The sequence below is a fragment of the Nocardia sp. JW2 genome (assembly GCF_051843015.1).
Taxonomy (GTDB): domain Bacteria; phylum Actinomycetota; class Actinomycetes; order Mycobacteriales; family Mycobacteriaceae; genus Nocardia; species Nocardia coubleae.
The window spans coordinates 125,291-145,730 of sequence record NZ_JBPXLK010000009.1 but is presented as its reverse complement, the minus strand read 5'-3'; the positions used below and the strand labels follow the sequence as shown (position 1 = coordinate 145,730).

20 protein-coding genes and 3 tRNA genes are annotated in these 20,440 nt (G+C 67.8%); 13 read left to right on the top strand and 10 right to left on the bottom strand.

All coding sequences use genetic code 11. From position 1 onward, the window contains the following. Position 1: 1 nt before the first annotated feature. Together ACSVDM_RS15390 and ACSVDM_RS15385 are read right to left on the bottom strand one after the other, a co-directional pair. Entirely contained in the window at positions 2 to 1,846 is a 1,845-nt protein-coding gene (locus ACSVDM_RS15390) for an ABC transporter ATP-binding protein (RefSeq protein ID WP_439265676.1), read from the bottom strand. Beyond that, entirely contained in the window at positions 1,846 to 3,675 is a 1,830-nt protein-coding gene (locus ACSVDM_RS15385) for an ABC transporter ATP-binding protein (RefSeq protein WP_439265674.1), read from the bottom strand. Before ACSVDM_RS15385 ends, ACSVDM_RS15390 begins: the two co-directional genes overlap by 1 nt. 271 nt (positions 3,676 to 3,946) lie before the next feature. Between ACSVDM_RS15385 and ACSVDM_RS15380 the strand changes: the two genes are divergently transcribed. Further along, the gene (locus ACSVDM_RS15380) at positions 3,947 to 5,080 is read left to right on the top strand and encodes a DNA cytosine methyltransferase (RefSeq protein ID WP_439265791.1); all 1,134 of its coding nucleotides are present in this window, start codon (positions 3,947 to 3,949) and stop codon (positions 5,078 to 5,080) included. Continuing rightward, positions 5,077 to 5,523, top strand: a complete 447-nt coding sequence (locus tag ACSVDM_RS15375; protein ID WP_439265672.1) for a very short patch repair endonuclease — start codon at positions 5,077 to 5,079, stop codon at positions 5,521 to 5,523. The genes ACSVDM_RS15380 and ACSVDM_RS15375 overlap by 4 nt, the downstream gene beginning before the upstream one ends. 49 nt (positions 5,524 to 5,572) lie before the next feature. Here the strand turns inward: ACSVDM_RS15375 and ACSVDM_RS15370 are convergent, their stop codons facing one another. Both ACSVDM_RS15370 and ACSVDM_RS15365 read right to left on the bottom strand, forming a co-directional pair. Beyond that, the gene (locus tag ACSVDM_RS15370; RefSeq protein WP_255284037.1) at positions 5,573 to 5,701 is read right to left on the bottom strand and encodes a hypothetical protein; all 129 of its coding nucleotides are present in this window, start codon (positions 5,699 to 5,701) and stop codon (positions 5,573 to 5,575) included. Positions 5,702 to 5,814: 113 nt separating this feature from the next. Beyond that, positions 5,815 to 7,395, bottom strand: coding sequence for an esterase-like activity of phytase family protein (locus tag ACSVDM_RS15365; protein ID WP_439265670.1), 1,581 nt, complete (start codon positions 7,393 to 7,395; stop codon positions 5,815 to 5,817). 85 nt (positions 7,396 to 7,480) lie between these two features. Here ACSVDM_RS15365 and ACSVDM_RS15360 point away from each other — a divergent pair, with 85 nt between their 5' ends. Together ACSVDM_RS15360 and ACSVDM_RS15355 are read left to right on the top strand one after the other, a co-directional pair. Continuing rightward, entirely contained in the window at positions 7,481 to 7,876 is a 396-nt protein-coding gene (locus tag ACSVDM_RS15360) for a RidA family protein (protein WP_067494731.1), read from the top strand. A 144-nt stretch (positions 7,877 to 8,020) separates the two neighbouring features. Beyond that, positions 8,021 to 8,746 (top strand): maleylpyruvate isomerase family mycothiol-dependent enzyme, encoded by a 726-nt coding sequence (locus ACSVDM_RS15355; protein WP_439265668.1) that lies wholly within the window; start codon positions 8,021 to 8,023, stop codon positions 8,744 to 8,746. Positions 8,747 to 8,801: 55 nt separating this feature from the next. Here the strand turns inward: ACSVDM_RS15355 and ACSVDM_RS15350 are convergent. From ACSVDM_RS15350 to ACSVDM_RS15340, 3 genes are all read right to left on the bottom strand, one after another. Beyond that, a tRNA-Arg gene (locus tag ACSVDM_RS15350) sits at positions 8,802 to 8,874 on the bottom strand. Between the two features lie 30 nt (positions 8,875 to 8,904). Continuing rightward, a tRNA-Ser gene (locus ACSVDM_RS15345) sits at positions 8,905 to 8,994 on the bottom strand. Positions 8,995 to 9,087: 93 nt separating this feature from the next. Beyond that, the gene (locus tag ACSVDM_RS15340) at positions 9,088 to 9,816 is read right to left on the bottom strand and encodes a dienelactone hydrolase family protein (protein ID WP_067494737.1); all 729 of its coding nucleotides are present in this window, start codon (positions 9,814 to 9,816) and stop codon (positions 9,088 to 9,090) included. 45 nt (positions 9,817 to 9,861) lie between these two features. Between ACSVDM_RS15340 and hisC the strand changes: the two genes are divergently transcribed. Continuing rightward, positions 9,862 to 10,929, top strand: a complete 1,068-nt coding sequence (hisC, locus tag ACSVDM_RS15335; protein ID WP_439265666.1) for a histidinol-phosphate transaminase — start codon at positions 9,862 to 9,864, stop codon at positions 10,927 to 10,929. A gap of 249 nt (positions 10,930 to 11,178) precedes the next feature. Next, positions 11,179 to 11,967, top strand: coding sequence for a DUF2382 domain-containing protein (locus tag ACSVDM_RS15330; RefSeq protein ID WP_067640297.1), 789 nt, complete (start codon positions 11,179 to 11,181; stop codon positions 11,965 to 11,967). A gap of 56 nt (positions 11,968 to 12,023) precedes the next feature. Here the strand turns inward: ACSVDM_RS15330 and ACSVDM_RS15325 are convergent, their stop codons facing one another. Both ACSVDM_RS15325 and ACSVDM_RS15320 read right to left on the bottom strand, forming a co-directional pair. Further along, positions 12,024 to 12,440 (bottom strand): hypothetical protein, encoded by a 417-nt coding sequence (locus ACSVDM_RS15325; RefSeq protein WP_439265664.1) that lies wholly within the window; start codon positions 12,438 to 12,440, stop codon positions 12,024 to 12,026. 48 nt (positions 12,441 to 12,488) lie between these two features. Further along, positions 12,489 to 12,576: transfer RNA gene (locus ACSVDM_RS15320), tRNA-Ser, on the bottom strand. A 161-nt stretch (positions 12,577 to 12,737) separates the two neighbouring features. Between ACSVDM_RS15320 and ACSVDM_RS15315 the strand changes: the two genes are divergently transcribed. Further along, positions 12,738 to 13,721, top strand: coding sequence for an NAD(P)H-quinone oxidoreductase (locus ACSVDM_RS15315; RefSeq protein ID WP_439265663.1), 984 nt, complete (start codon positions 12,738 to 12,740; stop codon positions 13,719 to 13,721). 18 nt (positions 13,722 to 13,739) lie between these two features. Here ACSVDM_RS15315 and ACSVDM_RS15310 read toward each other — a convergent pair whose 3' ends face one another. Beyond that, positions 13,740 to 14,942 carry a cysteine desulfurase-like protein gene (locus tag ACSVDM_RS15310; RefSeq protein ID WP_067494785.1) on the bottom strand — a complete coding sequence of 401 codons (1,203 nt, stop codon included), beginning with the start codon at positions 14,940 to 14,942 and terminating at the stop codon, positions 13,740 to 13,742. Between the two features lie 86 nt (positions 14,943 to 15,028). Between ACSVDM_RS15310 and ACSVDM_RS15305 the strand changes: the two genes are divergently transcribed. The 6 genes from ACSVDM_RS15305 to rsgA all read left to right on the top strand — a co-directional run bounded on the left by ACSVDM_RS15305 (position 15,029) and on the right by rsgA (position 20,370). Further along, positions 15,029 to 15,619 carry a bacterial proteasome activator family protein gene (locus tag ACSVDM_RS15305; protein ID WP_067640291.1) on the top strand — a complete coding sequence of 197 codons (591 nt, stop codon included), beginning with the start codon at positions 15,029 to 15,031 and terminating at the stop codon, positions 15,617 to 15,619. 113 nt (positions 15,620 to 15,732) lie between these two features. Next, a complete protein-coding gene (wzm, locus tag ACSVDM_RS15300) occupies positions 15,733 to 16,620 on the top strand; it encodes a galactan export ABC transporter permease subunit Wzm/RfbD (protein ID WP_439265789.1) in 888 nt (295 codons plus the stop codon). An 18-nt stretch (positions 16,621 to 16,638) separates the two neighbouring features. Then, positions 16,639 to 17,457 (top strand): galactan export ABC transporter ATP-binding subunit Wzt/RfbE, encoded by an 819-nt coding sequence (wzt, locus tag ACSVDM_RS15295; RefSeq protein WP_067494791.1) that lies wholly within the window; start codon positions 16,639 to 16,641, stop codon positions 17,455 to 17,457. After that, the gene (gene glfT1 / locus ACSVDM_RS15290) at positions 17,454 to 18,536 is read left to right on the top strand and encodes a galactofuranosyltransferase GlfT1 (protein ID WP_245655377.1); all 1,083 of its coding nucleotides are present in this window, start codon (positions 17,454 to 17,456) and stop codon (positions 18,534 to 18,536) included. Before wzt ends, glfT1 begins: the two co-directional genes overlap by 4 nt. Before the next feature lie 39 nt (positions 18,537 to 18,575). Next, entirely contained in the window at positions 18,576 to 19,103 is a 528-nt protein-coding gene (locus ACSVDM_RS15285) for a hypothetical protein (RefSeq protein WP_439265661.1), read from the top strand. Between the two features lie 235 nt (positions 19,104 to 19,338). Then, a complete protein-coding gene (gene rsgA, locus ACSVDM_RS15280) occupies positions 19,339 to 20,370 on the top strand; it encodes a ribosome small subunit-dependent GTPase A (RefSeq protein ID WP_439265659.1) in 1,032 nt (343 codons plus the stop codon). Positions 20,371 to 20,440: the final 70 nt, after the last annotated feature.

Sequence of the window (20,440 nt, the reverse complement as noted above, 5' to 3'; positions counted from 1 at the left end):
ATCACACCAGCGAATCCCGCCAGGCGGCGTGCAGTCCGGCGAAGCGGCCCTGGCCCGCGATCAGCTCGGCCGGTGCCCCGTCCTCCACCACGCGGCCGCCGTCGAGCACCAGCACCCGGTCGGCAATGGCGACCGTGGACAGGCGATGCGCGATGATGACGGCCGTCCGGCCACGCAGCAGCGTCTCCAGCGCACGCTGAACCAGGCGCTCACCGGGGATGTCGAGACTCGACGTCGCCTCGTCGAGCACGATCACCACCGGATCGGCGAGGAACACCCTGGCGAAGGCGACCAGCTGGCGCTGACCGGCCGATAATCGCCCGCCCCTGGTTCGCACGTCGGTGTCGTATCCGTCCGGCAGCGACCCGACGAACTGGTCGAGCCCGACCGCGCGAGCCGCCGCCCGCACCTCGGCATCGGTGGCCGATGGCCTGCCGAGCCGGATGTTGTCGGCGATCGTGCCGGAGAACAGGTACGCCTCCTGCGTGATCATCACGACGTGCCTGCGCAGCTCGGTATCGGCCAGTTCGCGCAGGTCGACACCGTCGAGGGTGATGGTGCCGCCGGACGGGTCGTAGAACCGGGTGAGCAGCTTGGCCAGCGTCGACTTGCCCGCCCCGGTGGCACCGACCAGTGCGACGATCTGCCCGGCCGGGATGTCGAGGTCGAATTCCGGCAGCACCGGCGATGCCGCGTCGTAGCCGAACCACACCTTGTCCATCCGCACCGCACCGGTGGGATGTTCGACGGTGACCGGCTCGACCGGTTCCGCGACCGCCGGTTCCTCCTCGAGCACACCGGAGATCTTCTCCAGTGCTGCCGCGGCCGACTGGTAGGAGTTGAACACCTGGGCCAACTCGTCGAGCGGGCCGAAGAACTGGTTGAGGTAGAGCAGGTAGGCCGCGAGCACACCGATGGCCAGGTTGCCCTCCATCACCTGCCAGGACCCGACGAGCAGCACGACGACGGTTGTCACCTTGCCGATGAAGTTCGACAGGCCGACGTAGTCGCCGACGCCGCGCATCGCGGTGGTCGTCGCCTTCTGGTACGCCGCGTCCTCGACGCCGAGCACTTCCTGGTTGCGGTGTTCGCGCCGGAACGCCTGCACCGCCCGCATGCCGCTCATCGATTCGACGAACTGCACGACCACCCTGGCGATCGCGCCACGGGTCCGCCGGTAACCCGCCCGCTGACGCCGCTGCGCCCACCGGGTGACGAACACCAGCGGCACGAACCCGAGCAGCACGATGGCCGCGAGCATCGGGTCGAGCCAGACGAGCAGGACGGCGATGGTGACCACCGAGAGCAGCGCGCTCGCCGCCTGGTTCAGCGCGCCTTCGAGCAGGTCCTGCAGTGCCTCGATATCGCTGGTGAGCCGGGTGACGACCTTGCCCGAGGTGTATTTCTCGTGGAACGACACACTCAACCGCTGGGTGTGCGCGAAGGTGCGCACCCGCAGGTCGAACAGCACCCGCTGGCTCAGCGCTCCGGCCGCGCGCAGGAAGGCGAAGGTGGTGAGACCCGACAGCACCGTCACCGCGACGAACCCGGCGACGGTCGCGATCAACGGCGTCCAGTTGCCTTGGCGCCCTTGGGTTATTCCGTGGTCGAGCCCGTAGGCGATGAACAACGGCACCGACACCTTCGCCGCGTTGTCCAGCACGATCAGGACGAAGGTGAGGACGGCCAGCTTGCGGTAGGGCCGGACCAGATCGAGCAGCAGTCTGCGAGAACGGCCGGCGAGCACCACGTTTCCGGTGCCGGTGACGGCGTCGTCCTCCTTGGCGATGCCGCGCCAGTCGGCCGCCTGGTCCTGTTGTGGTTCAACTGTTTCGGTGGTGGTCATCAGGCACCGCCCATCAGTTCGCGGTAGTGGCGGCTGGTGCGAAGCAGCTTGTCGTGGGTGCCCTCGGCGACGATGTGTCCCCCGGCGAGCAGCGCCACCCGGTCGGCCAGTGCGGCGGTGGACGGGCGGTGCGCCACCAGCAGGGTCGTCGCACCGGAGAGCACCGCGCGCAGCCGATCCTGCACGCGCTCCTCGGTTTCCACGTCCAGCGCGGAGAGCGGGTCGTCGAGCACCATGATCCGGCCCTCGTCGGCATCCGCCGCACCGGTGAGCACCGCCCTGGCCAGCGCGAGCCGTTGCCGCTGTCCGCCGGACAGACTCATGCCCTGCTCACCGATCCTGGTGTCGAGACCCCACGGCAGCGCGTCGACGAACTCGGTGGCCTGGGCGATGTCGAGCGCGCGGCGCACGTCGTCGTCGGTGGCGCTCGGGTCGCCGAGGGCCACGTTCTCGCGCACGCTCGCCGAGAACAGCACCGGCTCCTCGAAGGCGACCGTCACCACCCGGCGCAGGTCGGCCAGTCGCAGCGTGGCGATGTCGACGCCGTCGATGGTGATGCGACCGGCGTTCACGTCGTAGAGGCGCGGAATCAGCTCGAGCAGTGCGGTTTTGCCGCTACCGGTCGCGCCGACGAGCGCGACCGTCTCGCCCGGCCTGATCCGCAGCGAGACATCCTCCAGCACAGCGTTTTCCGGACCGCCGTCGGCGCGCGGGTAACTGAACCGGACGCCCTCGATCACCAGTTCGCCGCGCACCGGCACGGGCAGGGCGACCGGGTCCGGCGGGTCGGCGATGTCGAGCGGGGTGTCGATGATCTCCCAGTACCGGTCGGCGGCGGTCCGTGCCTCGAACAGCTCCGACAGCAGGAAGCCGAGCCAGATCACCGGCCACTGCAGGAACGTTTCCAGCGTGACGGCGGCGACCAGGGTGCCGATGGTCATGGAGCCCTGCGCCACCGCGTATCCGCCGACACCGAGCGACAGCGCGATCGCGATGGTCGGCAGGGCCACCAGCGCCGACCACAGCGTCGCGTCCAGATGCACCTTCGTCAGCTCGGTGCGTTGCAGTTCACGCGACAGCGCGGTGAAGCGGGCGCCGAAGAACTGGCCACGGCCGAGCGCCTTGAGCACACGCACGCCCTGCGCGGATTCCTGGGCGATGGTCGCCAGGTCTCCCGCCTGGTCCTGGGAGCGGCGCGAGGCCACCTCGAACCGGCGGACGAAACGCGCGCAGTACACGGTGAGCGGCAGACAGGTCACCGTGAAGATCAGCCCCACCTGCCAATTCAGCACGAACAAGGCGATGAGCCCGACGGGCGCGATCACCGAGTTGACGATGAGGAACGGCCCGGCGAACGCGACGAACCGGCGCAGCGCCGACATGTCGTCGATCGCACGCGAGAGCAGCTGACCGGACTGCCACCCGTCGTGACGGCCGATCGAGAGCGCCTGCAGCTTCGCGAACAGCTTTGCGCGCATGGTGATTTCGAATGTCGTCGCCGGTTTGGACACCAACCAGCGTCTGCCCCACATGCCGAACGATTCGAGTGCGCCGAGCAGGAACACGAACGCGACCGGCACGAGCAGCCCCGCGAAATCGCGGCGGGCGATCGGCCCGTCGATGATGCGGGCGATGACCAGCGGAGTCACCACCGCGGTCGCGGCCATCATGATGGCCAGCAGGTTCGCCAGGATCAGCGGAACCCGGTACGGCTTCAGGTAGGGCAGGAACCGGCGCAGCGAGCGCATACCCCCGCGCGCTCGCTGTGTGGGCTGCCCGGAACTGTCGGCCTCCGATTCGGCGACCGCCAGTTCTGATGTGACAGACAAAGACTCCCCCTCGGGTCCGGTTGGATGGTTGGTTACCGGAACGGACTCCCAGACGATGTTCGCATCGGGGTCCGACAAGTAGGCCCTTCCAGAGTCGCACCGGACCCCCGTTCCCGGCCACCGATTTTTCTGCCGGACGAAAGCATCCACAGCCGTGCACAGCCCCGGCCGCTACGCCCTCTGCCGCTGTTCAGCGGCCCGATACAATGCCGCAGGCGCGAGAAGTGGGTGGTTGCGCGTTCCGACAAGCACAGGAGGACTGTTGACGCGGATGGTCGGGTTGTTCGCCGGGATCGGCGGGCTCGAACTCGGCCTCGGCAGACACGGATGGTCCACCGAGTTGCTGTGTGAGATCGATCCGGGTGCGCAGGGTGTGCTCGCCGCGCGTTTTCCCGAAACACCTCTGCACGCCGACATCACCCGGCTGCGTTCGCTGCCCGCGCGCACCGAACTGGTCGCGGCGGGGTTCCCGTGCCAGGACCTCTCGCAGGCCGGACGCACCGCGGGTATCACCGGTCGCCGTTCCGGGCTGGTCGACGAGGTGTTCCGGCTGGTCCGGCGGCAGCGTGGGCCGCGCTGGCTGCTGATCGAGAACGTGCCGTTCATGCTCCAGCTGGGTCGTGGTGCGGCGATGCGCCACATCACCACCGCCCTGGAGGAACTCGGCTACACCTGGGCCTATCGGGTGGTCGACGGTCGCGCGTTCGGCCTGCCGCAACGGCGCCAGCGCGTGCTGATGCTCGCCTCGCGCACCGAGGACCCGCGCCAGGTGCTGTTCGGTGACGACGCGGGCCCGCGCGACTACGGCGACCCCGACCGCGACCCGTGCGGCTTCTACTGGACCGAGGGCGTGCGCGGCCTCGGCTGGGTGGTGAACGCGGTGCCGACCTTGAAGGGTGGTTCCGGGCTCGGCATCGCCAGCCCGCCCGCGGTGCGGCTTCCGGCGGGCGAGATCGTCACCCCTGGCATCATCGATGGGGAACGATTACAGGGTTTCGATGCCGAGTGGACCGCGCCCGCGCTCGACGTGCCGGGTGTGCGGCACGGGCATCGGTGGAAGTTGGTCGGCAACGCGGTGAGTGTGCGGATGGCGAACTGGGTGGGTGAGCGGCTGGCCGCGCCGCTGGAGCCGCTCACCGTGGGTGCGCCGCTGCGGCCGGGCGCACCGTGGCCGAGTGCGGCGTGGGGGCATGCGGGCGTGGTGCATCAGGTACCGCTGTCGACGTGGCCGGTGCACGAGCCCTACGAGGATCTGAAGAACTTCCTCACCGAACCCCGATTGCTATCCCCTCGGGCCACGGCCGGGTTTCTGCGACGAACGTCCATGGGCAACTTACGTTTTCCGCCCGGATTCCTCGACGACGTGCGCGACCATCTCGATCGCATGGGTGGCTGGGCGGCATGACCGGGCGGCGGGACCACGGAGACGCTCCGCGGTCGGCACCCGTCACCGACGCGGCGACCAGCGCGCGCATGTCGCGCCAGCGCCGTGCCGACACCGCTCCCGAACTCGCCCTACGACGCGAGCTGCACCGCGCGGGCCTGCGCTATTTCGTCGACCGCGCGCCGATCAAGGGCCAGCGCAGGCGCGCCGATGTGGTTTTCCCACGCCGTCGCGTCGCCGTGTATGTCGACGGGTGCTTCTGGCATCGGTGTCCCGAACACGCGACCGATCCGAAGAACAATGCCGAGTGGTGGGCGCAGAAGCTGGCGGGCAATGTGGCACGCGATCGCGCTACCGATGCCGCGTTGATCGAGGCGGGCTGGCAGGTGGTGCGGGTGTGGGAACACGAGGACCCGCGGGTCGTCGCCCAGCAGATCGTCGCGTTGGTTCGCGGGACTGGTTGATCGGGGTTCGGCTCTCGCCCGAGAATGCCCCGTGACCGGGCGCGCTTGGTCAGCGGCGGTGGGGCGAGCGGTCGGCGCGGACGCGGACCAGCGAACGGGGTGCGTTGGCGGCGGCGTAGCCGGAGACCACCATCGCCAGGATCGTGGCGAAGCCGGCCAGTGCGATCACGTAGCTCATCTAAGACCTTCCGGTTGGTTACATCGCCCAGCTTGCCCGTCCAACCTGACAACAACCTGTGCGCCCTGTGATGAAACCGCGTGTGACGCGGTCACACACCCCGTTCGCCCCACCTACTCCACGGTGATCTTCACCGTATGACCTCCCACTTTCGCGGGCAGCTTCGTCGTGTCGACCACCAGCACCTCACCGGTGTCCTGTAATCCGTTGGCCAGCGTCTTCGGCTTCAATCCGAACGGCGGCTGCTCGCCGGTGCTCGCGGCGAGACCGAAGTCGCTGTCGTTGGCGATGTAGATGGTCTTGCCGCCGTCGAGCGAGGCGATGCCCTCGATCTTGTCGTGGCCGAAGAACCTGCCCTTGTCGTCGAGCGCGGTGACCAGGGCCGCCAGGTCGAGATTGCTCTTCTTCTCCACCGGGGTGATGCCCGACTTCTTCAGTGCGGCAACCGCATCGGCGGTCGGGACGGTGCCGATCAGGGTTTCGATCGGCTTGCCGTCGACCAGCAGACCGCCCTGCTCGGCGTCGTACCGAGCGCCCGCGAGGGTGGAGTTGGGGCCGACGTCGGTGGCGCCCGCGATGTCGATCGTCCAGATCTTCTTGTTCGCCTCGGGCGCCAGGTTCCCGTCACGTTCGGCTACCAGGAAGGTCGTCGCGCTCAGCGCCGTGATCTCGGAGACCGCGACCTTGTTCTGCTTCGGGTTCTCCAGTGGGTACAGGAATTCCTTCTGCGCCTTGGTTTTCAGATCGACGGTGACGATCCGCGCGAACGGAACTTCCTTGGCCGACCCGTCGAGGCCCGGCGTCTTCAGCGCGCTCTGCACCATGCCGACCAGCGTGCTGCCGTCCGGGGTGATGGTCAGCCCTTCCATGCCCTGGTTGGGGCTGCGCAGCGCGATCTCCTTCGGCAGCCCGCTGCCGGGTGCGAGCCGTTCGATCTCGGTGCCGTCGGCGGCGAAGTGCACCAGGAACGGACCGTATTCGTCCGATACCCAGAACGTGCCGTCGGCAAGTGCGACAAGGCCTTCCGGGTCGAGACCGTGATCGGTGGCAGGCAGTACGGTGCCCGCCAAATCCTTGATCGTTTCGCCGGTGCTCGCCGCCGAATCGACCTGGCCGTTGAACGGCACGCCGGCACGATTGCGCAGTTCGATGGTCGACTGCAGCACGGCCCGGCCGCCGACCAGTTCGAACTTGCCGATCTTCGGAACGAACGACGGTGTGGGCGAGAGCTTCTCGTTCTTGCCCGGTCCGTCGACGTTCGGGCCGCGGTCGGTGAGGCCGTAGAACTCGTCGGTGCTGCCGGGCACCACCGTCCAGGCAGAGCCGAAACCGCTGCCCTGCACGGTGGTGCCACCGAACTCGCCGAGCAACGGAATATCGGTGGTGTACAAGCGAACCGCGTCGCTGGTGTGCACTGTGAATTGGTCGAGCCCCTTGTACCCCGCAGCCGGGGTGTACAAGTAGGCCTCGTCGGCTACGCGGGTGAGACTGCCGTGCTCCGGTTCGAGGCTCACCCCGACGACGGCGTCTCCACCTACTTTCGCGCTGAGTTCTTCCAATGAAATCAGCAGCGCCTGCCCCTCGGCCACGGTGAAGTCGGGATCAGAGCTCGGCGTCGAGCATCCCGCCGTAACGGCGGCAGCACACAGCGCGGCCGTGAGCGGGAAGAGACGAAGAGCTGGTCGTGCGTTCATCCGCCTTGCGTACCGCGCGCAACCGACCAGCAGACGACCGGGAAATGAATTGTCCTCCCGCAGCCGGTGCCTCATTCTGGCCACCATGACAACAACCCGGTTCAACATTTCCTCTGCCTCCGACTTCGAAGATGTCGTCGGGTATTCGCGCGCCGTGCGGGTGGGCGACCATGTGCTGGTCAGCGGCACCACGGCGGCGCTGCCCGGTGGGGGCGCGGTCGGTGGCGACGATATCGGCGCCCAGACCCGCGAGATCCTCGCGCGGATCGCCACCGCACTCGACCAGGCGGGCGCGAGTGTGCGCGATGTGGTGCGGACCAGGATGTTCGTCACTGATATCTCCCGTTGGCCGGAGGTCGCGGCCGCTCACGCCGAGGTATTCGGCGATATCCGGCCCGCGGCGTCGATGTACGAGGTCACCGCGTTGATCGCGCCGGGGCTGCTGGTGGAGATCGAAGCCGATGCGATCGTCGCCGGCTGATCGTCGCATCACGGGCACTTCGCGCCCGGGCCGTCGACGGCGAAAAGTGCACAGTTATCCACAGGTTTCGAGTTATCCACAGGACCGGGTCGAGGGCGTCGTGAACGCCGGTGTCGCGCGCACCGAACTACTACCCTCGATCTCGTGACCAGCGAAATGGCAACGCCCACCGACCTGTTGGCTCAGGTCTCCGCTTCCACCGCGCGTCTCCGAGCCTCGATCGACGCGCTCGGCGAATCGGCCCTGGCCGAGCCGTCCCAGCTGCCCGGCTGGACCCGCGGCCATGTCGTCGCCCACTTGTCCCGCAATGCGGACAGCTTGCTGAACCTGCTGCTGTGGGCGCACACCGGCATCGAGATCCCGCAGTATCCGAGCGTGGCGGTGCGCGACGCCGACATCGAAACCGGTGCGGGCCGCGCGCCCGACGTGCAGCGGGCCGACTTCGCCGCGTCGGCGCATCGCTGGCAGGCCCTGGCCACCACCATGTCCGCCGCCGACTGGGCGGCCGAGGTCCGCAACCGCCAGGGCGGCACCCTCACCGCCGACATCGTCCCGTGGATGCGTCTGCGCGAAACCGAGATCCACCACGTCGACCTCGCCGTCGGCTATACCCCCGCCGACTGGCCGAAGGAATTCGTCGCCCGCCTGCTCCCCGAAACCGTCGCCGACCTGTCGGCCAAGGTCCACCCCGAAGCCACCCCGACCTTCGACATCCAAGCCACCGACACCGACTTCATCGCCACCATCGGCCCCGACCGCCCCCACCACACCGTCTTGGGCCCCGCCACCTCCCTCCTGGCCTGGCTCCTGGGCCGCACCCCCGGCACCGACCTGACCGGCCCCCTCCCCCCACTCCCCGCCTGGAAATAACCACACAAAAAAAATCCGCCTCCTACCGGGGATACCGATAGGAGGCGGATTGTTGTGCGCCCGAAGGGATTCGAACCCCTAACCTCTTGATCCGTAGTCAAGTGCTCTATCCGTTGAGCTACGGGCGCATGGTCTTCAGTTGTACCGGCGAACCGGTGTGGCGGAGGCGAGAGGATTTGAACCTCCGGTCCCCGTGAAGGGACAACTCATTAGCAGTGAGTCCCATTCGGCCGCTCTGGCACGCCTCCTGGAGCCTTCTCTTTCGAGGGCACCGGTCCTTGTCGAACCGCCGGGAATGAAGATTACACGAGCAGTCGTAGGAGTCCAAAACGCCTGGTCAGCTAGCGTAAATTGCTGTCGAACCAGTCGTAGATGCGGGTCTGGGAATCGATACGGATGGCGGCGGCAGCGTCGTCGTCGGGGTCGGGGCGGTCGGCGCGGTGACGTAGGCCGGGGTAGGTGACGGTGAGACTGGCCACATTCGCGCGGGCGGTGGCGTCGCGGAGCTGGTCGACGGCCTCGGGTGGGGTCGCGGGATCGTCGGCGCCGAACAGGCCGAGCCAGGGGGCTTGCAGGCTGGGGGCCACCTCCACCAGTGAGGTGCGCTGGTCGGGGAGCGGGTCGACGATGCCTGCGGCGGCCACGCTCACGGCGGCGCCGATGGGTCGGTTGGTGGCCACGAGGAAGGCGGCCGTGCCCGCGGTGTCGAAACCGAGGACACCGATGGTGTCGGGGAAGACTCCGCGGCGGGTGAGCCAGTCGAAGCCCGCGTCGAAGTCGGCGAACAGTTCGTCGCCGAACACCTCGTGGACGTCGTCGTCGGGGAGACGATCGAACAGGTGCGGGGCGACGACGATCCAGCCCTCCTGGGCAAGCGATCGCATGAGCTCGACGAGCTGGGGCGGGAACTCTCGCGATTCGTGCAGGACGACGATGCCGCCGCGCGCCGTTCGTTCCGGCTCGACGACGGTGATCGGCACCGAGGTGCGCGCGCTGGTTTCGGCGCCACCCGGCTCACCGGCGGACTCCACCGGCCGCAGTGGGGCGACATCGTTGTAAGTGCCCGGCATATTCCCAGCGTAGGCGGCAGAACTGGTCTTGGGTAGGGTGGAGCGGTGACAGCGCGTATCCGGCACGACCTGGCCACCATTCCCGCCTATGTTCCCGGCCGTACCCACCCGGACGCGGTGAAGCTCGCCTCGAACGAGACGACGTTCGGCCCGCTGCCGAGCGCGGCGAAGGCGATCGCGGCGGCGGCCGAGCAGGCCAACCGGTACCCCGACAACCAGGTCACCGAGTTGCGGGCGGCGCTGGCCGAATTCCTCGGTATGAGCGTTGCCAACGTCGCGGTCGGCTGCGGCAGTGTGGCGCTGTGCCAGGAACTCGTGCAGATCACCTGCGATGCCACGACCGACGAGGTGGTGTTCGCGTGGCGCTCGTTCGAGGCGTACCCGATCGTCACCCAGGTGGGCAATGCCACCTCGGTGCCGGTGCCGCTGACCGCCGATCATCGCCACGACCTGGACGCGATGGCCGACGCGATCACGGAACGAACCAAGCTGATCTTCGTCTGCAACCCGAACAATCCGACGGGCACGGCGCACCCACGCGCCGAGCTGGAGCGTTTCCTCGATCGGGTGCCCCCACACGTGCTGGTGGTGCTCGACGAGGCGTATTTCGAGTACCTGCGGTTGCCGGAGACCGACGGTATCGAGATCTGCCGCACCCGACCCAATGTCGTTGTACTGCGGACGTTCTCGAAGGCGTACGGCCTGGCCGGGTTGCGCGTGGGTTACGCCGTCGGGGATCCCGAGGTGATCACCGCGCTGCTGAAGGTGCACATCCCGTTCAGCGTGAACCGGGTGGCCCAGGCGGCCGCGATCGCCTCGCTGGAGGCGTACGGCGAGCTGCTCGATCGCACCGACGTGCTCATCACCCAGCGGGCGCAGGTGCGCGACGCACTGCTGGCCGCCGGGTACGAGGTGCCACCGAGTGAGGCCAATTTCGTCTGGCTGCCGCTCGGTGCGCGCAGCCTGGAATTCGCCGAGGCGAGCGCTGCTGCGGGTGTGCTGGTTCGCCCGTTCGCCGGTGACGGCGTGCGCGTGACCATCGGCGACCCGCATGAGAACGAGCGTTTCCTCGCCTTCGCCACCGCACCGGAGAATACGGCGCGGTTCAGCTGAACCTTGCGCCACTTGCTATTTCGGGCCCAAAGATGGACGGCTGACCGATTACGTCGCGTCCTTCGCGGGCCCGATTCCATATCCCCGCCCTCACCTCGGGTTGTTTGGTCCCCTGGACCCCGGGTATTTGCCGCCACGTAGCTGATCTGGTCAACCCGATCACTGCGTCCCGACTGGTCACCCACAACCCACGCGGACCGTCACCCGGATCGGGATCGACGGCCTCCGCTCCCGGTAGGAGGGATGAAAATGAGCAAGGCAACATTGGATTCGCTGATCGGCGCCACCGCCTATGACGAGCGGGGCGAGAAGATCGGCAAGGTCAAGCAGATCTACATCGACAACAACACGGGCTCCCCGACCTGGGCCGCCGTCTCGACCGGCCTGTTCAGTGCCGACTCGCTGGTGCCGCTGGCGGGCGCCGAACACAAGGCCGACGAGGACACGTTGCGTCTGCACGTCGACAAGGAGCAGGTGAAGTCCGCCCCGCACCTCGACGACGGCGGCCGCATCAGCGCCCAGTCCGAGCAGGAACTGTTCCGCCACTACCACGTGGACCCGCGCTCGGCCGGCTGGAACACCTATGGGCGTCAGCAGATCCGCCCCGGTACCGACGAGCCGATGACCCACGGCAATCCGGCGGCCATGAATCGTGGCACCACCGACGATTCGATGATCCGTTCGGAGGAGCAGCTGCGCGTCGACACCGAAAGCGAGGAGGTCGGCACCGCACGGCTGCGTAAGTACGTGGTGACCGAGGAGCAGACCATCAAGGTCCCGACCACCCACGAAGAGGCGCACATCGTCCGTGAGCCGATCACCGGCGAGCGCACCGGTCGCACCGAGATCGGTGACGACGAGCGCGAGGTGACGCTGCACGCCGACCAGGTGCACGTCCAGAAGGAAGCGGTCCCGGTGGAACGTGTCCGTCTCGAGGTGGACGAGGTCGCCGACGAACAGACCGTCTCCGACACCGTCCGCAAGGAGCGTGTGGAAACCGAAGGCTTCGACGACGACCGTCGCCGGAACAAGCCGTGACGTAAATGCTCTCGCGTAGGCCCCGGTTTCGCACCGGGGCTTAGGCGCGTCCGGGGTCAGATCGCCAGGGCGATCCAGGCCACGACCAGGAGCACACAGAACGCCAACGCCACGTAACTGAGTGCCACTCCGGGCGTGGCCTGACGTTCCGCACCGAGCGCACCCTTCATATAGATCTGGGCGGGCGCGGAGTAGTGCACCTCGGTGGTATGACCGGGGAAGACCTGGACGGAGGCATGGTTACTGCCGTAGCCCATTCCCCATTGCGTCGTCTCGACGGTCAGCATGTGCGTACCCGGCGGCACGGGGACGAAGTTGGCGCCCCACGTGATGTGCGGAACCTCGAACCCGTCGACTCTGACCCGTGCACCGATCCCGAACGCGATCGGCAACTTCCGCGTGTGGACGACGACCCCGGTCTGCCCCGGTACAGCCCGGAACTGCGGAGCCGCGGGAAATGCAGCACCGGTCATGAGAACTCCCCCTCGAAACAACCTGATGCCGGGCGAAAAGCCCGGCGGTGGCGGAGACGGAGGGATTTGAACCCCCGATGGTGTTACCCATGCTCGCTTTCAAGGCGAGTGCATTCGGCCGCTCTGCCACGTCTCCCTGAGCAGAAATACTAGCCGACGCGACCGCGACAACAGATCTCGCACGAACATGGGTAACTCCCCGGGCACGGGCTGCCCCGACCCAACACCATCCGCAAGACGCCAACGCACAGCCCCACGCACTTAGTCTGGCCAAAAGACGCGGAGAGGCGGAACAGCATGCGTGCTATCGAGCTGAACGGGTTCGGTGGGCCCGAGGTGATGGAGTGGACCGTGACGGTCGATCCCGAACCCGGCGCGGGCGAGGTGTTGATCGAAGTCGTTGCGGCAGGGGTGAACCGGGCCGATGTGATGCAACGGCGTGGCTTCTATCCGCCGCCACCGGACGCCAGTTCGGTACCCGGTCTCGAGTGCTCCGGAACCATCGTCGAGCTGGGCCCCGGGGTCACGGACTGGAAGGTCGGAGACCGGGTGTGCGCGCTATTGGCGGGCGGCGGGTACGCCGAGTTGGCGGCCGTGCCGACCACCCAGCTGTTGCCGGTGCCCGAGGAGATGGACCTGGCTGCCGCCGCCGGCTTGCCCGAGGTGGCGGCGACGGTGTGGTCGAACCTGGTGATGACCGCGGGGATGCGCTCGGGGCAGCTGGTGCTGATCCACGGCGGTGGCGGTGGCATCGGTACGCACGCCATCCAGGTGGCGCGCAGGCGGGGCGCGCGGGTGGCGGTGACGGCCGGGTCGGACGCGAAGCTGGCCAAATGCGCGGGTCTGGGCGCCGAAATCCTCGTCAACTACCGCACCCAGGATTTCGTGACCGTGCTCGCCGACGCCGGTGGCGCCGACATCATTCTCGACAACATGGGTGCCGCCTACCTGGAACGCAATGTGGAGGCGCTCGCCCCGCACGGCCGGTTGGTGGTGATCGGGTTGCAAGGCGGCACTACCGGGTCGCTGAATATCGGTGGGCTGCTGCGCAAATGGGGTTCGGTGCATGCCACGAACCTGCGCGCCCGACCACGGGCGGGCGAGGGCAGCAAGGCCGAGGTCATCGCCGCGGTGCGCACGCAGTTGTGGCCGGATGTGGCGGCGGGCGAGATCTTTCCGGTGATCTCGGCAGAACTACCCGTCACCGAAGCCGGTCGCGCCCACGAATTGCTCGACGCACCCGAAACTTTCGGCAAAGTCGTGCTGCGCGTGCGCGACTGAGCGCAAGAACGGCACGGCCTATTCGAGCGAGCTGAGGGCCCGGCCGAGCTGGTCGATTTCGTAGCGCGTGGTGTACGGGGCCAAGCCGATGGTGACGGCCCCGCCCTCGTCGTTGACACCGAGGGCGTCGAGTAATCGGCTGCCGCCGTGCACCCCGCTGACCGTGCCGATGCGGGCGTCGGCCAGTTTGGCCGCCACCTTCTCCGCCTGCATGCCCGCCATCGTGAAGCTGACGGTGGGGATGCGGGTGGAGGCACGGCCGATCACGGTCAGGCCCTCGACCTGCTCCAACACCTGCATGAGGTGGTCGAAGAGCTGATCGTGGTAGTCCTGCAGCGAGGTGATCGAGATTTCGAGGCGCTCGCGGCGGGTGCCGGTGGCGCGCTCGTCGAGTCCGGCGAGGAAGTCGATCGACTGGGTGAGCCCGGCCAGCAGCGCGTACTGGTGCCCGCCCACCTCCAGGCGTTCAGCCCCCTTGGCGTAGGGGTTGAGCGACATCGACGGGATGCGGTCGAGGAAGGCGGGGTCGCGGAACACCAGCGCACCGACCTGCGGGCCGCCCCACGACGGCGCGCTCAGGGCGACCACGTCGGCATTGAGTTCGTCGATGTCGATCAGCGCGTACGGTGCGGCGCCGAACGCGTCGGCGACCAGCAGACCGCCCACATCGTGGACCCGGTCAGCGGCCACCCGAACGGCGGGCGCGGAACCGACGATCGGCGACGCGGCGGTGAGCGCGACCAGGCGCGCGGTCGGCCCGATCAGCTCCTCGAACTGCCACGACGGCATCTCGCACGTCTCGATCTCCACCTCGGCCCAGCGCACGTGCGCGCCGTAGCGGTTGGCGATGCGCAGCCACGGCGCGACATTGGCCTCGTCGTCGAGGCGGGAGAGCACGATGCCCGTGCCGAGACCCAGGCGCGAACTCAGGGACTCGGCCAGCCAGGCGAGCAGAACCGCACGATCGGGACCGAGCACGACGCCGGCCGGATCTCCGCCGACGAGGTCGGCGACCGCCTCCCGGGCGGCGTCGAGGATCGCGCCGCTGCGGGTCGCCGCACCGTGGCGGCCGATGTGGGAAAACGAGGAGGTACGGAAACCCGTTGAGACGGCACGCGATACCGAATCGGGAACCAGCATCCCCGCCTGCGGGTCCAGATGGATCCAGCCGTCGCCCAGGGACGGTATCAGGCCCCGAACCCTCGCGACGTCATAAGTCATGGTGGCCACTTTAAGGGCAGCGGGCGTCGCGGTGTAACCGCGTGGGGGTTTTAGCGCGAAGCCGACACACGCGCAATGATGGGGCTATGACGCACTCGGAGGACACCCCCGAATCCATCGTCGTGATCGGTCCCGACGGTCGGCCGGTCACCGTGCCCGCCGACTCCGACGCCGCGGCCGAATACACCGCGCAGGTGGTCGACGGGGACAAGAAGGCCGACGACGACCGCGACGAGTCGGCCGAGTCGCTGGCCGACATGGTGGAGCAGCCCGCCAAGGTGATGCGGATCGGGACCATGATCAAACAGCTGCTCGAGGAGGTGCGCGCCGCTCCCCTCGACGACGCGAGCCGCTCGCGCCTCAAAGACATCCACAAGTCCTCGGTCCGCGAACTCGAGCAGGGCCTGGCCCCCGAACTGCGCGAGGAACTCGAACGCCTCACCCTGCCCTTCACCGACGAGTCCGTGCCGTCCGATGCCGAACTGCGCATCGCCCAGGCCCAACTCGTCGGCTGGCTCGAAGGCCTGTTCCACGGCATCCAGACCGCCCTGTTCGCCCAGCAGATGGCCGCCCGCGCCCAACTCGAACAGATGCGCCAGGGCGCCCTCCCGCCCGGCATGCACGCGGCCGACGGGAAGGCAGGCCATGGCCATGTCGGCGGCGGGCAGTACCTGTAAGGTCGGGGATCGTGCCCGCTGCTGCCGCTCGTTCCGAATCGGTCTCCGACCAGGGTGACGCGCGTACCGAAGAGAGCCCCGTGCATACCGACGACACACCGACCGAAGCCGAGGTGGCCGACGCGGCCGCCGCCGAACAGACCGCTGACGCCCCGCTGCTGGTGAAGACGCCGATGGTGTCGGATTCGCAGACGTTCCGGCGCGCGTTCAAAGACATGCGCGACGGGTTCCATCAGCGTGAGCTGTGGTTGTCGCTGGGTTGGCAGGACATCAAGCAGCGCTATCGCCGGTCGGTGCTCGGCCCGTTCTGGATCACCATCGCGACCGGTCTGCAGGCGCTGGCGATGGGCCTGCTGTATTCGACGCTGCTGGATCAGCCGATCAGCGAATACCTGCCGTATGTGACGGTCGGTTTGATCGTCTGGAACGTGATCAGCGCGTCGATCCTCGAGGGTTCGGATGTGTTCATCGCCAACGAGGGACTGATCAAACAGTTGCCCTCGGCGCTGAGCGTGCATGTGTATCGCCTGGTGTGGCGCCAGTTCCTGTTCTTCATCCACAACGCGGCGATCTACGCGGTGCTGCTGCTCGCGTTCTCCATCTGGCGCGATCTGGACTGGACGTTGTTGCTGGTTGTTCCGGCGATCCTGCTGCTGTTCCTCAATGCCATGTGGGTGTCGATCGTGTTCGGCATCTTCTCCACCCGCTACCGCGACATCGCCCCGATCCTGGGCTCGATGACGCTGATGCTGTTCGTGCTGACCCCGGTGATGTGGTCGACGAAGGCGCTGGAGAACTCGGTCGGCGGCATGAGCGACCGGGCCAAGCTGATCGAGATCATCCCCACCTTCCACTACCTCGAGATCGTGCGCGGCCCGCTGCTCGGCGAGCCGACCGACTGGCATTCCTGGGCCATCGTCGGCGCGATCACGGTGGTCGGCTGGGTGGTCGCGATCCTGGCGCTCAAGCAGTACCGTGCCCGCGTCCCGTACTGGGTTTAGGAGACTGTCGTGAGCCGTGTGAGTATCGAAACCCATGACGCGTGGGTCGAGTTCCCGATCTTCGACGCCAAGTCGCGGTCGCTGAAGAAGGCCTTCCTCGGTAAGGCGGGCGGCGCGATCGGGCGCAACAGTTCCGACGTGGTCGTGGTCGAGGCGTTGCGCGAGATCAACCTCTCGCTCAAGGAAGGCGACCGGGTCGGGCTCGTCGGGCACAACGGCGCGGGCAAGTCGACGCTGCTTCGCCTGCTCTCGGGCATCTACGAACCCTCGCGCGGCAGTGCGCGCATCCGCGGCCGCGTGGCACCCGTGTTCGACCTCGGTGTCGGCATGGATCCGGAGATCTCCGGCTACGAGAACATCATCATCCGCGGCCTGTTCCTCGGGCAGACCCGCAAGCAGATGCTTGCCAAGATCGACGAGATCGCCGACTTCACCGAGCTCGGTGAGTACCTGTCGATGCCGTTGCGCACCTATTCCACGGGTATGCGGGTGCGCCTGGCGATGGGTGTGGTCACCTCGATCGACCCCGAGATCCTGCTGCTCGACGAGGGCATCGGCGCCGTCGACGCCGAGTTCATGAAGAAGGCGCGCACCCGGCTGCAGTCGCTGGTCGCGCGGTCGGGCATCCTCGTTTTCGCCAGCCACTCCAACGAATTCCTCGCCCAGCTGTGCGATACCGCGATGTGGATCGACCACGGTCGCATCCGCGAGCAGGGCGGCATCGAAGACGTTGTGCGAGCGTATGAAGGGCCCGAGGCGGGTAATCACGTGGCACAGGTGCTTCGCGAGCTGGAAGCCGAGCAGGGCGACAAAGAATTGGAGCAGAATCAGGCATGAGCGGTCACAGTGAGGACGCTGTCCCGGCCGCTGTGCCCGGTGGGTTCAGCATGGCCGATCGGCTCGAGGCGGGGGTTGCCCCGGTGGAGCCCGCCGCCGTGCTGCCCGTGACCGAGGAGCCCGAGCTGCCCGCGGGCGCCGAACCGGCCGATCTGAGCACCGACACCGGACCGGACGCGCGGATCATCGCGGTCGTCGTCACCCACAAGCGCCGCGAACTGCTCGCCGAATCGCTGAAAGTGCTTGCCTCGCAGTCGCGTCCGATCGACCATCTGATCGTCGTCGACAACGCCAACGAGGACGAGGTGGCCGAGCTGGTCGCCCAGCAGCCCATCGAGGCCACCTACCTCGGTTCGCGCCACAACCTCGGCGGCGCGGGCGGTTTCGCGCTCGGCATGCTGCACGCGCTCACCCAGGGCGCGGACTGGGTGTGGCTGGCCGACGACGACGGCCGACCCGACGGCCCGGAAGTCCTCGCGACGCTGATCGATTGTGCGCGCAGGCACAACCTGGTCGAGGTATCGCCGGTGGTGTGCGATATCGACGACCCCGATCGGCTCGCTTTCCCGCTGCGCCGGGGCGTGGTGTGGCGCAGGCGACGCTCGGAGCTCGGCGACGAGGACTTCCTGCCCGGCATCGCGTCGCTGTTCAACGGCGCGCTGATCTCGGCGAAGGCCGTCGACCTGATCGGTGTGCCCGACCTGCGCCTGTTCGTGCGTGGCGACGAGGTGGAGGTGCATCGGCGCCTGGTCCGGTCGGGCCTGCCGTTCGGCACCTGCCTGCAGACCGCCTACCTGCACCCCAACGGTGCCGAGGAGTTCAAGCCGATTCTCGGCGGGCGCATGCACACCCAGTACCCCGACGATCCGGTGAAGCGCTACTTCACCTATCGCAATCGCGGGTACCTGATGTCGCAGCCCGGTATGCGGAAGCTGTTGCCGCAGGAATGGATTCGGTTCTCCTGGTTCTTCCTGGTGACGCGCCGCGATCCGGCGGGCTTGAAGGAATGGTTCCGGTTGCGCTCGCTCGGACGCAATGAGCAGTTCGGCAAGCCGGACCAGCGAGGCCCCCAGAAATAGGGGCATAGTTCCTGGGGCTCGCGACCTAGGATTCGACAGGTGACCTTACGAACGAGTTTCGCGCCCGCCGCTGCCGCCGTTCTCGCGGGCAGTGCGCTGTGCCTGATTGCGCCGGGCACAGCAAGCGCTGATGACACCTGTCAGCTCGGCGTCTCCAATGTCGGCCCCCGCTCCTGCGTGATGAACGAAGTGCGGACGGCCCCGGTGCCCACGCTGGGCAACGGCGTGTGCTTCGGCATCGTCAACGTGGGCGGCACCGCGTTCGACGGACCGCTCAACGACCCGAGCGTGGCGCCCGGCGCCACCCACAGCATCTCGCTGCGCATCTCGCACGGCCTGCTCGGCAACATGGCGCCTGCCCTGCTCACCTGCGATGTGAACGTCATCGTCGACTGGCGGAACCTGGACAACGGCGTCACCGGCTCCATGACGCATTTCGTCCCCGCCCGGCACAACAGCACCTACCCGTTCCAGGTGATCGCCCCCACCGGTCCCGGCCGGTTCCAGCTCACCGTGCGCACCGACCGGCCGAGCCTGCCCGCTTCGACCGAGGTCGTCGTTCCCTGACCTGCGTCGATGCCGCCGGCGAGCTGATCGGGCGCTCGCCGGCATAAATCAGTTGTGCGGTGTCGCGGGTATGCGGCACAGTAGGAGCAACGTTGGAGAGGAGGTGGATGTCCGTGAGTACAGACGTGTGGATTGCCGTGCCCGGGGTGCGCGATGGCGCCCCGACTGCTCCGGACATCACCTCTACTCGCTGAGCCCGACGTCGGGCTCGGCGCCCGACGAAGGACTTCTACCGATGGTCGACTACGACCTGCTCGTCCCTTACGGCTGGACCGAAGCCGTAGCTTCCGAATATCTCCCACTGCTCGGCGATCTCGTGCCCGCACGCATCGTCCGGATGGATCGAAGCGAATGCGATGTGGTCGCACCGGGCGGCCCGTCTCGTGCCGCCTGTCCGCGTGACATCACCGGCTTGTGCACCGGCGACTGGGTCGGTCTCGATGCCGAAGGCACTGTGCGCCTGCTGCTTCCGCGCCGTTCGGCGATCATGCGATCGTCGGTGTCGGGGCGCTCCGTCGCCCAGGTGCTCGCCACCAATGTCGACACCGTGCTGATCTGCAGTGCCGCCGACGGTGACGTCGATCTGGGACGGATCGAGCGCATGCTCGCCCTCACCTGGGAGAGCAATGCCCAACCCGTGGTCGTGCTCACCAAAGCCGATGCGGCGGATCATCTTCCGCTCGACGAGGTGCGCGCGGTCGCGCCGGGGGCGACGGTGCTCGCGGTGAGTGCCGCCGCCGAGACAGGGCTCGATGTGCTCACCGCCGTGCTGCACGGCACGGTTGCCTTGATCGGGCCGTCCGGCGCGGGCAAGTCGACCCTGGCCAATGCCCTGCTCGGCGCGGAAGTGTTCGCCACCAACGCCGTTCGCGCGGTCGACGGCAAGGGCCGCCATACAACGGTCCACCGGGAACTGCGACCGCTCCCCGGCGGCGGCACCCTCATCGACACACCGGGTCTACGCGGTATCGGCCTCTACGACGCCGCCGACGGTATCGGCAAGACCTTCAGCGACATCGAATCCCTCGCCGCTGATTGCCGTTTCGCCGACTGCGCGCACGAGACCGAACCGGGCTGCGCGGTCCAGGCGGGCATCGCCGACGGCACCATCACCGAGCGCCGCCTCACCAGCTACCGCAAGCTGGCGAAGGAGAACGAGTGGATGGCCGCGCGCACCGACAAGCGACTGGCCGCCGAACGCGAACGCGCCTGGCGCAGCATCGCCAAGCAACACCGCAAGCAGTACCGCGAACGCGGCTACCGCTGACCTAGCCGATCACCACACGCTGGTGGCGGAAGCCTCTCGGGCGATGCCGCCACCAGCGCGTGGTGATCTC